Genomic DNA, 14,896 nt, shown 5'->3' with positions numbered 1-14,896 from the left:
CCTTGCCACGCTCGTCAAAGCCCATCAGCTTGACCCAGACCTTGTCGCCTTCCTTGACGACGTCAGAGGTCTTGGCAACGCGCTCGGAAGCGAGCTGCGAGATGTGAACCAGACCGTCACGTGCGCCGAAGAAGTTTACGAACGCGCCGAAGTCAGCTGTCTTGACGACAGTGCCTTCGTAGATTACGCCAACTTCCGGCTCAGCAACGATGGAGTGGATCCACTTGCGGGCAGCTTCGATTTCCTTGCCGGAAGACGAAGCGATCTTGACGGTGCCGTCATCTTCGATGTTGATCTTCGCGCCGGTCTTTTCGACGATTTCGCGAATGACCTTGCCGCCCGAACCGATAACTTCACGGATCTTGTCGACCGGAATGTTCATCACTTCGATGCGTGGAGCAAATTCGCCAAGCTGGCCACGGCTTTCAGTAATGGCGTTGGCCATCTCGCCGAGAATGTGCTTGCGACCGCCCTGAGCCTGCTCAAGAGCAACCTTCATGATCTCTTCGGTGATACCGGCGATCTTGATGTCCATCTGGAGCGAGGTGATACCGTCTGCAGTACCGGCAACCTTGAAGTCCATATCGCCGAGGTGATCTTCGTCGCCGAGGATGTCGGAGAGAACCGCAAAACGGTCACCTTCAAGGATAAGGCCCATGGCGATACCAGCAACTGGCTTGGCCAATGGCACACCAGCGTCCATCAGAGCAAGCGATGTACCGCAAACGGTTGCCATCGAGGACGAGCCGTTGGACTCGGTGATCTCGGAAACAACGCGCAGTGTGTACGGGAACTGCTCAGCGGTTGGCAGCATTGGGCGGATTGCGCGCCATGCCAGCTTGCCGTGACCGATTTCGCGGCGACCTGGGGAACCCATGCGGCCTGTTTCACCAACCGAGTAGGGAGGGAAGTTGTAGTGCAGCAGGAAGCGTTCCTTGTACATGCCGGTCAGGCTGTCAACATACTGCTCGTCTTCGCCAGTGCCGAGTGTGGCAACAACGATCGCCTGCGTTTCGCCGCGTGTGAACAGCGCCGAACCGTGGGTACGTGGCAGAAGGCCAACTTCCGAAATGATCGGACGAACCGTGGACAGGTCGCGACCGTCGATACGGCTCTTGGTGTCGAGAACGTTCCAGCGAACGATCTTGGCCTGCAGGTGCTTGAACACTGCGCCAATTTCTTCGGCTGTGTACTTTGCTTCGCCTTCTTCCGGCAGGAAGTGCGCCTTGACCTTTGCCTTCACTGCGTCGACAGCAGCGTAACGTGCAGCCTTTTCAGTGATCTTGTAAGCGGTGCGCAGTTCTGCTTCGGCAAGGCCGAGCATTTCTGTTTCGAGCGCGGAGAAATCTTCCGGTTCGAATTCGCGTGGTTCCTTGGCAGCAACTTCAGCCAGCTTGATGATGGCGTCGATAACTGGCTGGAAGCCCTTGTGGCCGAACATGACGGCGCCGAGCATGATCTCTTCGTTGAGTTCCTTTGCTTCGGACTCAACCATCAGAACTGCGTCCTGCGTACCGGCAACAACCAGATCGAGAACCGACTCGTCCATTTCGTCGAGATGTGGGTTCAGAACATATTCGCCGTTGATGTAACCAACGCGCGCGCCACCGATTGGGCCCATGAAAGGAACGCCAGAAAGTGTCAGCGCAGCAGACGTTGCGACCATCGACAGAATGTCCGGATTGTTTTCCAGATCGTGCTGGATAACGATCACGACAACCTGGGTGTCGTTCTTGTAGCCTTCAGGGAAGAGCGGGCGGATCGGACGGTCGATCAGACGCGAAACGAGGGTTTCGTTTTCGCTTGGACGGCCTTCGCGCTTGAAATAACCACCTGGAATTTTACCGGCAGCGTAGGTCTTTTCCTGGTAGTTGACGGTCAGTGGGAAAAAGTCCTGGCCAGGCTTCGGAGCCTTGGCGGAAACGACCGTCGCGAGAACCATGGTCTCGCCGTAGGTTGCGATGACGGCGCCGTCAGCCTGACGGGCAACCTTGCCTGTCTCGAGCTTGAGCGGACGGCCTGCCCATTCGATTTCCACGGAGTGTTGTTTGAACATATCTTGTCCTTAACTGTCGCTGCTAAAGATCTCTCGACCTTCTCAGCTTCGACACATCACGGGCAAGACAACTGGAAGCTTTTTGATCGCTGCAACACAGATGGTGTTGCAAAAGCATCCGGCAATCCTGCCCCATGACAGGTCATCGGTTGTTTAGACGGTACCGGCCCATCCGGCCCATCTTCCTGTTCCCCGGCCTGCTTGATAACGCATTCGGGGGGCATCGTCCGGTATTTAGACCGGATAGAAAAACCGGCGGGCATCGAACCGATGACCCGCCGGAATTTTTTTAGCGGCGCACACCAAGAGCTGTGATCAGCTTTGTGTAACGGGCTTCGTCTTTCTTCTTGAGATAATCAAGAAGCGAACGGCGGCTCGAAACCATGGTCAGAAGGCCACGACGGGAGTGGTTGTCCTTCTTGTGACCCTTGAAGTGTTCCGTCAGATTGTTGATCCGCTCGGTCAGAATAGCGACCTGAACTTCTGGCGAACCTGTGTCGCCTTCGACAGTTGCGTATTCCTTGATAAGGGCGGCTTTGCGCTCTGCAGTAATCGACATCGTACGATCCTTTCTATGAGTTAAGGAAAATCGGGACGCCTAGAGCCGGGATGTCGTCCAGCTCTGGCCATTCATTAGCAAAAGGCTAAGCTTTAGCTGGGGCTGCCTATAAACCATCTGTACCACAAAGAAAAGGGGCGATTGCTCGCCCCTCATTCAACGTCTTATCCAAACACCCTTTTGGGGCGGAACTCACCCTGGCCAATTTCGCCGATGGCGATCAACTTGCCACGTGCCATGGCGTAGGCTTCGGGATGGTCGGTTGGCGCATCACGCCCGCGCAGCAAAATGGGATTGCCCATTTTCAAACGATGGGCCTGATCGTCGCTGATCACCAGCTGTGGCAGCGCAGATAAAGCTTCCGCTGTATCGATCAGGAAAGCATCAAGTGCAGCCAGCCGCTCGTCACGATCCTCGATAGCCTCGAATTCGATGAGTTTGGCAAGCGGCACCATGACATCTTCACCGAACGGCGCAACCATCGTGCGGCGCAGTTCGGAAATGTGACCATAACAGCCGAGGTCGCGGCCCATGTCGCGTGCCAGCGCACGAACATAGGTGCCCTTGCCGCATTCCACTTCAAAATGCGCCATGTTGTTGTCGGTGACAGCCAGCAGGCTCAGACGATAGATTTCGACTTCGCGCGCCGGGATTTCGACGGTTTCACCATCGCGCGCCAGATCGTAAGCGCGTTCACCGGCAATCTTGATAGCCGAAAACTGTGGCGGCGTCTGCAGGATGGTGCCGGTGTATTTTGCCAGCAGATCACGGATTGCCTGTTCTTGCGGCCGCGCCTCGGAGCTGTTGACGACTCCGCCTTCAAGGTCGTCTGTCGTGCGTTCTTCGCCCCAGGTAACCGTGAATTCATAGATCTTGCGGCCGTCCATGACGTAAGGCACGGTCTTGGTGGCATCACCCAGTGCAATCGGCAACATGCCGGAGGCCAAGGGATCAAGCGTTCCCGCATGGCCTGCCTTCTGGGCATTGAACAGCCACTTGATTTTGGAAACGGCCTCGGTCGAGCCGAAATCCAGCGGCTTGTCGAGGATGAGCCAGCCAGAGATCGGACGACCCTTGGGCTTGCGGTGTTGTGGTTTACGCTGTTTGGACATGCCGTATTTCTATTCTTCGTCTTTTTCTTCGGAGACTTTGCCTGCAGACGCTCCAAGATCACGGCTGACTTCCGGCGAGCGCAACAGCGCATCGATCTTCTTGTAATTATCGAAACTCGTATCATCCCGGAAACGCAGTTCCGGCATGTATTTCATCTGGCGCAATTGCGGGCCAAGCCGACCACGAATGTACTTCGCATGCCGGTTCAATGCGTCAATCGTCTGGGTGTGATCCGCAACGCCAAGCGGCGTCACATAGGCGGTCGCTATTTTCAGATCCGGAGACATGCGCACTTCGGAGATCGACACGACGGTCTTTTCCAGGAGATCGTCACGGACTTCACCCCTTTGCAAAACCTGGGTGATTGCAGCGCGCACCTGTTCACCAACGCGCAACATGCGCTGTGATGGGGCGGAAGATGTTGCTTTTACCATTTTTATTAGCCTCAAACGGAGCGAGCGCCGACTAACCGGCGCCCGTCACATTTTCTATCGTTTCGAGCCGCGAACTTAGAGCGTTCTGGTGATATGCTCGACGCGGAAGCACTCGATCGTGTCGCCTGCACGGATGTCTTCGTAGTTTTCGAAGGCCATACCGCACTCCTGGCCGACAGGCACTTCGCTGACTTCGTCCTTGAAGCGCTTGAGCGTCTTGAGCTTGCCTTCGTGGATAACGACGTTGTCGCGAACCAGACGAACACCAGCGCCACGTTCGACCTTGCCTTCGACGACACGGCAACCGGCAACCTTGCCGACCTTGGTGATGTTGAAGACTTCCAGAATTTCGGCGTTGCCGAGGAACGTCTCGCGACGCTCTGGCGAAAGCAGACCGGACATTGCCGCCTTCACGTCATCCACCAGATCGTAGATGATGTTGTAGTAGCGGATTTCGATACCAGCGCGCTCGGAAGCCGTACGGGCCTGAGCATTCGCACGAACGTTGAAGCCGATGATCGCAGCGTTGGATGCCTCGGCGAGCGAGATATCCGATTCCGTGATCGCGCCAGCGCCCGAATGAACGATACGTGCCCGAACTTCGTCGGTGCCCAGCTTCTCGAGCGATGCAATGATCGCTTCGACCGAACCCTGCACGTCTGCCTTGATGACGAGCGGGAATTCTTTCATGCCGGTGTTCTGAAGCTGGGTCATCATCTGTTCCAGCGAACCGCGCTGACCCGTCTGACGGGCAACAGCCTTGTCGCGTGCCAGACGCTGACGATACTCGGAGATTTCACGAGCACGGCTTTCGTTCTCAACAACCGCGAAACGGTCACCAGCCGATGGCGTACCGGACAGGCCGAGGATCTCGACCGGCATGGCAGGACCAGCTTCCTTGACGTGATCGCCCTTGTCGTTGACGAGAGCGCGAACACGGCCCCACTGGTCGCCAGCCACAATGATCTGACCAGGCTTCAACGTACCCTTCTGAACCAGAACGGTAGCCACGGCACCACGGCCACGGTCAAGTTCGGCTTCGATAACGGTACCTTCAGCCGTACGACTTGGGTCGGCCTTCAGGTCGAGAATTTCGGCCTGCAGCAGGATTGCTTCCAGCAGCTTATCGAGACCAAGTTGCTTCTTGGCAGACACTTCGACGTCAAGCACTTCACCGCCCATGGATTCCACGAACACTTCATGCTGCAGGAGCTGCTGGCGAACCTTTTCAGGGTTTGCCTCGTGCTTATCGATCTTGTTGATCGCAACGATGATCGGCACACCAGCCGCTTTCGCGTGGTTGATCGATTCAATCGTCTGCGGCATCACGCTGTCATCGGCAGCGACCACCAGAATGGCAATGTCGGTTGCCTGTGCACCACGTGCACGCATCGCGGTAAACGCGGCGTGACCGGGGGTGTCGATGAAGGTGATCTTCTGGCCGTTCTGTTCAACCTGGTAAGCACCGATATGCTGCGTAATACCACCGGCTTCGCCAGCAACAACGTTTGCCTTGCGGATCGCGTCGAGCAGCGAGGTCTTACCGTGGTCAACGTGACCCATGATGGTAACGACCGGCGGACGTGGCATCATTTCGCCCTCGTCATCGGCTATGTTGAAGATACCTTCTTCAACGTCCGATTCCGAAACACGCTTGACGGTGTGGCCGAATTCGCCAGCGATCAGTTCAGCCAGATCGGCGTCGATGACGTCGCCCGGCTTCATCATCTGACCTTCCTTCATCAGGTACTTGATCACGTCAACGGCCCGTTCGGACATACGCTGAGAGAGTTCCTGAATGGTGATGGTTTCAGGCAGAACGACTTCGCGGGAAATCTTCTCGCGCGTTTCCTGCATCTGGCTGCGGCGGAACTTTTCCTGACGACGGCGCATCGAAGCCAGCGAACGACCGCGCTGCGAACCGTCTTCGTCGAGACCAGCAGCCGTAACGGTCAGCTTGCCGCGACGACGTTCTTCTTCGGTCTTCAAACGTGCAGCAGGCTTGGCTGGAACCGGTGCGGTTACCTTGCCACGTGCTGGCAGGCCGCTTGGTCCACGGCGTGCGCCGCGATCATCATCGTCATCATTGGTTCTGCGAACGCGTGGTGCGCCAGTCGAAGCAGGTTCCTGTGCGGCCGGAGCAGGACGTGTACCCTGCGGACGAGCATCTGGACGGCCTGCCTGCGGAGCAGGTGCCGTGCGCTGAACAGCAGGCTGTGGCTTGACTTCAGGTGCAGCAGCCTGCGCTTCTGCGGCAGCCTTGGCGGCAGCAGCTTCTTCAGCAGCACGACGTGCAGCTTCCTCACGCTCGGCAGCGATGCGGCGTTCTTCTTCAACCTTGCGACGGGCTTCATCTTCGGCGCGCTGCTTGGCTTCGACCACATCACGGGCCTGGGCTTCCATCAGAGCGCGACGACGGGCTTCCATTTCGCCGGCAGACAGATCATGCAGAACATTGCCACGCGGACGATCAGGCTGGCGCGATGGCTGGCTCTGCTGCGGACGGTTCTGCTGCTGGTTTGGACGGTTTGGCTGCTGCCCGGAGGACGGCTGGTGAATGCGTGGTGCAGGTGCGGCTGGCTGCTGCGGACGCGCAGCAACAGGCGCTGGCGCTGCCGGCTTTGGTGCTGGTGCAACGGCTGCTGTACCCTGCTTTTCGTCTTCAGGACGCAAGGGGCGACGCTTGCGTGTTTCCACCACAACCGCGTTGGTGCGACCTCGACCCATGTCCTGACGCACGGTGCCCTGATTCATCCCGCCCGGCTTCAGGGTGAGAGTCTTCTTGGGCTGTGCGTTAAGTGTCTTGTCGTCGTTGTTGTCGGTCATTCCGTTCCCGTTCCTTCGGACGCGGGCCGGATGACAAACATCAGGCCCCGTCGTTCAATTCCTGTATCCGAAACACAGCGTCGACCTTAGCCGATAACCGCGTCATTCTTCATTCCGGCCAGCGCCGCCTTCCGCCCCGGACTGACCGCCATCGCGATACCTTAGGAGCATGTTTGCGCGCTTCACTACACCCTCACCCGCCTGCCCTGCAAGCACGCAAGCGTGGATAAAAGCATTCTGACCCATCAACTCGTCCATTTCCGCCACTGTGAACGGCCTAAGGGACGGTATTTCTTCCTCGGTTTCCATTCCAAGGTGCCAGGCCTTGCGAGCCTGGTTTATTTTACGAACGCCGTCCGGTGCCGCATCTGCAGCGTGGAAGACGGCAAGAGCTGCACCGGAGCGCACAGCCGCATCGACCTTTGTTGCGCCGGTAATGAACTGGCTGGCCTTGCGGGCCAGGTTCATCATTCCGGCAAGCTGCTGAACCAGAAGCCTGTCAACCAGATCGACAAGCTCAGGACCAGCCTTCACGTCCTTTTTGAAAGCGCGCGCGAAAAGCTTTTTCGCGATTGCCTTCTCAATATATTGCCGCTCGGCCTTCACCCAGCAGCCACGACCCGGAAGCTGGCGCTTGATGTCCGGGACGACAGTGCCGTCAGGACCCGCCACAAACCGGATCAAATCATCTGGCGAGTCGCTCTCTCGGGTCACAATGCACATGCGACCGTTGATTGCGCCGAAGCCGTCATCCTCGATGACGGCATCCGACTGGCGTAACTTGCCACTCATTCCTGTTCAGCGGCGTCAGCCTCCTCCTCAGCAGGCTGCTGGGCATCCAGGTCTTCCTGGGTGATCCAGCCAGCGAGCAGACGAGCCTGAACAACCATGTTTTCAGCTTCAACACGCGAAACATCGAGCTTCGAGAAGATACCCTCGAACTTCTTGGTCTCGCCGTCCTTACGCTCGCTCCAACCGATCAGGTCGTCAGCAGCGCAGCCGGCAAAGTCTTCAACGGTCTTGATACCGTCTTCACCGAGAGCCACCATCATCTGCGATGTCAGGCCTTCGATCTGAAGCAGTTCGTCAGAAACGCCGAGTTCCTTGCGCTTTGCATCCATTTCAGCTTCAACGCGCTCGAGATATTCGCGGGCACGGGTCTGGATTTCATTGGCTGTGTCTTCGTCGAAACCGTCGATAGAAGCGATTTCGTCGAGATCGACATAGGCCAGTTCTTCAACCTGTGCGAAGCCTTCGGATGCCAGAACCTGGCCAACCATTTCGTCAACGTCGAGTGCATCCATGAACAGGTTGGTGCGCTCGTTGAATTCCTTCTGGCGGCGCTCGGATTCTTCCTGCTCCGTCATGATGTCGATATCCCAGCCGGTCAGCTGCGATGCCAGACGCACGTTCTGACCACGGCGACCGATGGCCAGCGACAGCTGCTCATCTGGAACCACGACTTCGATACGCTCTGCATCTTCGTCGAGAACGACCTTGGCCACTTCAGCAGGCTGCAAGGCGTTGACGATGAAGGAAGCCGGATCCTGGCTCCATGGAATGATGTCGATCTTTTCGCCCTGTAGTTCGCCAACAACGGCCTGAACGCGCGAACCACGCATACCGACGCAGGCGCCGACCGGATCGATCGAGCTGTCGCTGGAGATAACGGCGATCTTGGCGCGCGAACCCGGGTCACGGGCAACCGACTTGATCTGGATGATGCCGTCGTAAATTTCCGGCACTTCCATGGTGAAGAGCTTGACCATGAACTGTGGATGGGTACGCGACAGGAAAATCTGCGGGCCACGCTGTTCACGACGAACGTCGTAAACATAGGCGCGAACGCGGTCGCCATAACGCATGTTTTCGCGTGGAATCATCTCGTCACGACGGATGATGCCTTCGCCACGGCCCAGATCCACGATCACGTTGCCATATTCAACGCGCTTGACGGTACCGTTGACGATCTCGCCGATGCGGTCCTTGAACTCGTCGAACTGACGATCACGCTCGGCTTCACGGACCTTCTGCACGATAACCTGCTTGGCAGACTGTGCAGCGATACGGCCGAAGTCCATTGGCGGCAGCGGATCTGCAATGAAGTCGCCGATCTTGGCGTCCGGGTTGCGGTCGCGCGCCAGCTCCAGCGGGATCTGCGTGGAATAGTCTTCCGCCTTGTCGACAACTTCGAGAAGGCGCTGAAGACGGATTTCACCGGTCTTGGAATTGATGTCCGCACGGATGTTGGTTTCGGAACCATAACGCGAGCGGGCAGCTTTCTGGATGGCGTCCGCCATCGCGGCGAGCACGATTTCGCGGTCGATGACCTTTTCGCGTGCCACAGCATCGGCGATCTGCAAAAGCTCAAGCCGGTTTGCACTCACTGCCATTTGTTCGTCTCCGTAAGTCGCATGGTTGCGTTAGCTGCCCTCTCATTGAAGGGCATTACGTTGGAATTATTCTTCGTCGTTTTCTTCGTTCTGGTTGGCTGCAGCCGCTTTCGCCTGCTTGTCAGCCTTCAATGCGTCCCGAATAAGATCATCGGTCAGCACCAGCTTTGCATCAGAAAGTGCATTAAACGGAATAACTACCGTCGGCTCTTCGCCATAGCCAATCTGATCACGCTCTACTGTAAAACCGTCCGCACCGACCTCGGCAATCTTGCCGCGGAACCGCTTGCGATTATCCACAAGGATCGATGTCTCGACCTTGACCAGATGCCCCTGCCAGCGCGAGAAATCGGATTTGCGCACCAGCGGCCTGTCGATACCCGGCGAGGACACTTCCAGATGATACGCCTTTTCAACCGGGTCTTCCACATCAAGCACCGGAGAAACCGCCATCGAAACCGCTTCGCAGTCTTCGACATTCATCGTGCCATCCTGACGCTCAGCCATAATCTGAAGCGTGGAACCATTCTGGCTGGAAAGTCGCACTCTGACAAGAACGAAGCCCATACCCGTCAGAACAGGCTCGACGATTTCGGCGATCCGACGGTCAACTCCTGTTTCAGTGATAAGCCGTGGCTCGGCAATATATTCAGACATATGCGTCTTTCCGGTCCGTTTTACTAGGACCACTTAACGAAAAAGAGCGGAGCCTTGCGGCCCCACCCTTCATCAAGCGATCAAGAATTTGAACCCCATATAACCCGTCGTCCCTGCAATTGCAAGGACAGCGGCATAAAGGCAGTGGATATTGGCATTTGTCACAATTTAACCGCTTAAGCACTTGAAACGGTGGCATCCTCAATTTGTGTGTTTATACTCACACAAAACAATCAACACCAAAATTACTGGACAGGCCGTGCCCGACCGGAAATCGCCTCTTGCTCCCCTAAGACACCAGACCTACCGCACTATCTGGATAGCCAGCCTCGCCTCCAATTTCGGCGGACTTATCCAGGCCGTTGGTGCGGCATGGATGATGACATCGCTTTCCAGTTCCGAAAACATGATCGCACTGGTGCAGGCCTCGACCTCGCTGCCAATCATGATGTTTTCGCTGATATCTGGGGCGCTTGCAGACAGTTTTGACCGCCGCCGCATCATGATCTCCGCGCAGCTTCTGATGCTGGTTGCCTCTGTCATGTTGACGGTGTTTGCCTGGTGGGGCTGGCTGACACCATGGTTGCTGTTGTTTTTTACCTTCATGATCGGCTGTGGCACAGCACTCAACAATCCGTCCTGGCAGGCTTCGGTTGGCGAGGTGGTGCCGCGCGAAGATCTGCCAGCCGCCGTGACACTCAACAGTGTCGGCTTCAACATTACCCGCAGTGTTGGCCCTGCCATCGGCGGTGCGATTGTCGCCGCAGCTGGTGCGGCCGCAGCCTTCCTCGTCAACTCGCTCAGCTATTTTGCGCTGATCTATGCCCTGATGAAGTGGAAACTTCCCGCGCCAACATCGCAATTGCCGCGTGAGCAGCTTGGCCCTGCCATCTCGGCCGGCATGCGTTATGTGGCGATGTCTCCCAATATCGGCAAGGTGTTGGTGCGTGGTTTTCTGTTTGGCCTATCAGCCAGTGCGATCCTCGCGCTGATGCCGGTTGTGGCGCGTGACCTCGTACACGGCGGCGCCTTGACCTATGGTGTGATGCTTGGTGCCTTCGGGCTTGGTGCGATTGGTGGTGCGCTGATCAGCGCCCGGCTGCGCGAAGCAATGTCGAGCGAATGGATCGTGCGCGTTGCCTTTCTCGGTTTTGCATTCAGCGCCGGCATGACCGCCATCAGCACCAGCGCGATCCTGACCTGTCTTGTGCTGACAGTGTCCGGTGCCTGTTGGGTTCTGGCACTGTCGCTGTTCAACACCATTGTGCAGCTTTCCACGCCGCGCTGGGTGGTGGGCCGTGCCCTGTCGCTTTACCAGACCCTGACCTTCGGCGGCATTGCGCTGGGGAGCTGGGTATGGGGTGCGTTGTCAGAAGTGCACGGCGTTTCGCTTGCGCTGCAGTTTTCCTGTCTTCTGATGCTGTTTGGTGTCATCGTCGGTTATTCCCTGCAAATGCCGGCTTTTGCCTCGCTGAACCTTGACCCTCTCAACCGGTTTGTCGAACCGTCGCTGCGTCTGGATATCAAACCTCGCAGTGGTCCTATCGCCATCCTGATCGATTATGAAATCGATGATTCCGACTTGCCAGAGTTCATGGCGCTGATGACCGAGCGCAGACGCATCCGTATCCGTGATGGCGCCCGCAACTGGAACTTGATGCGTGACCTTGAGAACCCTGACATCTGGACGGAAAGTTACCATGTTCCGACATGGGTGGAATATGTACGGCACAACCATCGTCGCACCCAGGCCGATGCCGAGGCCTGGGACAAGCTGTTGACGTTGCATCGTGGCGACAAACGTCCTCGTGTCCACCGCATGATCGAGCGCCAGACCATTCCTCCGACCGACGACATATTCCACAAGGCCCATACGGACCATCATTGATGGTCCGTTGAAACCAGGTATGTGCTTGGTGATCAGCGCAGTTTGGCTTTCAGGCTTTCGTCGGGAAAGCAGGTTGGGGCGATGTTCGATTTGGCTTGCCAGTCACCCACAGAGCGACGGGTTTTGAAACCGGCCAAACCGTCTACTTTGCCGACATCATAACCCTTGGCGACCAGCGCCTTTTGCATGGCCAGCACATCAGAGCGCAGCATGTTGCCGACACGGCCCCATTCGCCACGGAACGGACCGGCATTATAGGCAATGCGGTCTGCAAGATTGCCAATGAACAGCGCATAGAGGTCGGAGTTGTTGTATTCCTTGATGGTGTAGAAGTTCGGCGTCACCAGAAATTCCGGGCCATGCCGTCCGGCCGGTACCAGCATCATGCCATCGGCATCGAGATCATTGGCAGGAAAGCCCTTGCCGCTGATGCGGGTAATGCCCATTGCCGCCCATTGCTTGACCGGTTTTGCCAGATCAGGCCCTTCCTGCGCGCAACTGACATTGGCAGGGATCGAGACTTCAAAACCCCAGTCGCGGTTGCGCTGCCAACCCTTCTTTGCAAGGTAGTTGGCAATCGACGCCAGGCTGTCGGGCACCGAATTCCAGATATCGCGGCGACCGTCTCCGTCAAAATCAACGGCATATTCGAGGTAGCTGGATGGCATGAATTGCGGTTGTCCCAGCGCGCCAGCCCATGACCCCATCATGCGCTCAGCAGCGACATCGCCACTATCGACAATATGAAGCGCTGCGATCAACTCGTTGCGGAACATGTCCTTGCGCGTCGACATATAGGCCTTGGTGGCAAGAACATCGATGACCGAATGCGGCAGCTTGGCGCGTCCGAAGCCTGATTCGCGCCCCCATACGGCAACGATGATCGAGGCCGGCACGCCATAGGTCTGCTCAATACGACGCAGAGTTGACGCGTGGGTTGAGGCCAGCCCACGGCCGGTCGAGGCCAGAGCCTGAAGGCGCTTTTCTGAGAAATAGGCACCCGGCGATGAAAACTCCGCCTGGCTCTGGCTTTGCTCCTTTGGCGGCTTTTGGCCGGGAATGACAAGATCAGGTAATTGCCAGTTGATGGAAATGCCGTTCAATGTGCGCTCAAGCGTTTTCTGGGACACACCAGACTTGCGGGCTTGCGGCCAAATATCCTTTTTCAGCCATGCATTAAAATCGGCGTCATAGCGGGCAGCGGCAGCAGCCGGTGGCTTTGCCGTCTGCGCAAGCGCAGCCGATGACAGGACCAATGGAAAAACGGTTGCAGCAAGGACGGAAAGCCATCTGGTTTTCATTTTCTCTCCCAATAAATCTGCATCGATGCTTTTCGGACATTTGCGGCAGATATGTGCCCGGTCACGCGATTTTGTACGCCGAGCGACAGGCTCAGATCGTGGTTCGGGCGCGAAGTGCGGCGGTCAACGTACCTTCATCAAGGTAATCCAGCTCCCCACCAACCGGCACACCATGCGCAAGGCGCGTGATCTTGACCGGCAGCCCCGCCAGACGGTCGGTGATGTAATGGGCTGTCGCCTGCCCTTCGACGGTCGCATTCACCGCGATGATGATTTCGCGAACCTTGTCACCATTGGCACGGTCGATGAGGCCAGAGATATTGAGGTCTTCCGGACCGACGCCATCCAGCGGCGACAGTGTTCCGCCTAGAACATGGTAAGCCGTATTCATGGCGCTGGCGCGCTCAAGTGCCCACAGATCGGACACGTCTTCCACCACGATAATCACCGTATGATCACGGCGGTCGTCCGAACAAACCGTGCAGGGATCCATTGTATCCACATTGCCGCAACAGGAGCAGATTTTCACCTTGTCATAGGCCTCGCCCATGGCATGACCAAGAGGACCAAGCAGTTGCTCTTTTTTCTTGATAAGGTGAAGCGCTGCACGACGCGCAGAACGCGGACCAAGCCCCGGTACTTTCGCCAGAAGCTGGATCAGTTTTTCAATTTCAGGACCAGTGACTCGTTTTGCCATGCGTCTTCTCTACTGCATAAATGATACAACGGGAATCAGGAGCGAAAGCATCCCATGAAAATTCAGGCCATTTGCCTTGCCGATGCACAGACCCTGCCGGGAAAACAGACAAAAACCGGCATTTTCAAACATCCGGTCCTCAGTCCAGTGATGATTGACGGCCAAGGCATCGTTGGTGACGCGGTCTGCAATCGCAAACATCACGGCGGACCGGATCAGGCAATCTATGCCATGGGGTCTGCCGATCTCGACTATTGGTCGCAGGCGCTGGGCTTTACCGTGGAGCCGGGCTTTTTCGGTGAAAACCTCGTCATTTCAGGCATCGACAGCGCGAAACTGCATGTTGGCGACCGGCTTGAGATGGCCGAAGTCAGGCTGGAAGTAACCGCCGCGCGGATTCCCTGCGCAACTTTATCTGCCCGCATCGGTGATCCGGATTTCGCGCCGCGTTTTCGGGATGCAGGTCAGCCAGGTTTTTATTGTCGTGTGCTGCAGGGCGGAATGATGCAGGCCGGTGAGGATGTGGCGTTTACCGCCTATGGCGGCACCAGACTGCCAATCCCCGTTATTCTGCAGCGTTTCCGCCCAATGCGCCTGACAGAAAAAGAGCGCGTCGCTTATCTCGACACGCCCCTTGCTCATCGTTTCCGCGCCATGCTGGAAAGCTGAAACGGATTTTAGAACGGGAACTTCATGCCTGGAGGCAGTGGCAGGCCTGCTGTAATGCCAGCCATTTTTTCCTGTGCCTGGGCTTCGCCCTTCTGCTTGGCATCCTTGTGGGCCGCCACGATCAGGTCCTCGAGGATTTCGACCTCGTCTTCCTTGAACAGCGAAGGATCAACCTTCACACCGAGCATTTCACCCTTGCCGTTGAGAATAACGGTTACGAGGCCGCCACCGGATTTGCCTTCGATCTCGAGCGCAGCAATCTCTTCCTGCACCTTCTCCATCTTGGCCTGCATTTCCTTGACC

13 protein-coding genes are annotated in these 14,896 nt (G+C 57.0%); 2 read left to right on the top strand and 11 right to left on the bottom strand.

Translation table 11 applies throughout. The features are described 5' to 3' along the window. The 8 genes from pnp to rimP all read right to left on the bottom strand — a co-directional run. Positions 1 to 2,056, bottom strand: a 2,056-nt coding sequence (pnp, locus tag RT613_RS22625; RefSeq protein WP_313618622.1) for a polyribonucleotide nucleotidyltransferase, incomplete at its 3' end; no start/stop codon positions are given. A gap of 289 nt (positions 2,057 to 2,345) precedes the next feature. Continuing rightward, positions 2,346 to 2,615, bottom strand: coding sequence for a 30S ribosomal protein S15 (gene rpsO, locus RT613_RS22620; RefSeq protein ID WP_192486981.1), 270 nt, complete (start codon positions 2,613 to 2,615; stop codon positions 2,346 to 2,348). 164 nt (positions 2,616 to 2,779) lie between these two features. Next, a complete protein-coding gene (truB, locus tag RT613_RS22615) occupies positions 2,780 to 3,727 on the bottom strand; it encodes a tRNA pseudouridine(55) synthase TruB (RefSeq protein WP_313618621.1) in 948 nt (315 codons plus the stop codon). 9 nt (positions 3,728 to 3,736) lie between these two features. Then, entirely contained in the window at positions 3,737 to 4,162 is a 426-nt protein-coding gene (gene rbfA, locus RT613_RS22610; RefSeq protein ID WP_313618620.1) for a 30S ribosome-binding factor RbfA, read from the bottom strand. 75 nt (positions 4,163 to 4,237) lie between these two features. Further along, the gene (gene infB / locus RT613_RS22605; protein WP_313618619.1) at positions 4,238 to 6,988 is read right to left on the bottom strand and encodes a translation initiation factor IF-2; all 2,751 of its coding nucleotides are present in this window, start codon (positions 6,986 to 6,988) and stop codon (positions 4,238 to 4,240) included. A 102-nt stretch (positions 6,989 to 7,090) separates the two neighbouring features. Beyond that, positions 7,091 to 7,780, bottom strand: coding sequence for an RNA-binding protein (locus tag RT613_RS22600; RefSeq protein ID WP_313618618.1), 690 nt, complete (start codon positions 7,778 to 7,780; stop codon positions 7,091 to 7,093). Continuing rightward, on the bottom strand, positions 7,777 to 9,381 hold the full coding sequence (gene nusA, locus RT613_RS22595; protein ID WP_313618617.1) for a transcription termination factor NusA: 1,605 nt from the start codon (positions 9,379 to 9,381) through the stop codon (positions 7,777 to 7,779). The genes RT613_RS22600 and nusA overlap by 4 nt, the downstream gene beginning before the upstream one ends. A gap of 66 nt (positions 9,382 to 9,447) precedes the next feature. Beyond that, a complete protein-coding gene (rimP, locus tag RT613_RS22590) occupies positions 9,448 to 10,038 on the bottom strand; it encodes a ribosome maturation factor RimP (protein ID WP_313618616.1) in 591 nt (196 codons plus the stop codon). A gap of 259 nt (positions 10,039 to 10,297) precedes the next feature. Here rimP and RT613_RS22585 point away from each other — a divergent pair, with 259 nt between their 5' ends. After that, positions 10,298 to 11,926 (top strand): MFS transporter, encoded by a 1,629-nt coding sequence (locus tag RT613_RS22585; RefSeq protein ID WP_313618615.1) that lies wholly within the window; start codon positions 10,298 to 10,300, stop codon positions 11,924 to 11,926. 32 nt (positions 11,927 to 11,958) lie between these two features. Here the strand turns inward: RT613_RS22585 and RT613_RS22580 are convergent, their stop codons facing one another. Both RT613_RS22580 and recR read right to left on the bottom strand, forming a co-directional pair. After that, on the bottom strand, positions 11,959 to 13,227 hold the full coding sequence (locus RT613_RS22580; RefSeq protein WP_313618614.1) for a lytic murein transglycosylase: 1,269 nt from the start codon (positions 13,225 to 13,227) through the stop codon (positions 11,959 to 11,961). A 91-nt stretch (positions 13,228 to 13,318) separates the two neighbouring features. Beyond that, positions 13,319 to 13,924, bottom strand: coding sequence for a recombination mediator RecR (recR, locus tag RT613_RS22575; RefSeq protein WP_313618613.1), 606 nt, complete (start codon positions 13,922 to 13,924; stop codon positions 13,319 to 13,321). A gap of 54 nt (positions 13,925 to 13,978) precedes the next feature. Here recR and RT613_RS22570 point away from each other — a divergent pair, with 54 nt between their 5' ends. Continuing rightward, positions 13,979 to 14,593, top strand: a complete 615-nt coding sequence (locus RT613_RS22570) for an MOSC domain-containing protein (RefSeq protein WP_313618612.1) — start codon at positions 13,979 to 13,981, stop codon at positions 14,591 to 14,593. An 8-nt stretch (positions 14,594 to 14,601) separates the two neighbouring features. Here the strand turns inward: RT613_RS22570 and RT613_RS22565 are convergent. Further along, positions 14,602 to 14,896 (bottom strand): YbaB/EbfC family nucleoid-associated protein (locus RT613_RS22565; RefSeq protein ID WP_313618611.1); only part of this gene is annotated, 295 nt, incomplete at its 5' end.

Source organism: Agrobacterium sp., assembly GCF_032092815.1.
GTDB lineage: Bacteria > Pseudomonadota > Alphaproteobacteria > Rhizobiales > Rhizobiaceae > Agrobacterium.
This window is presented reverse-complemented; position numbering and strand designations above follow the sequence as displayed.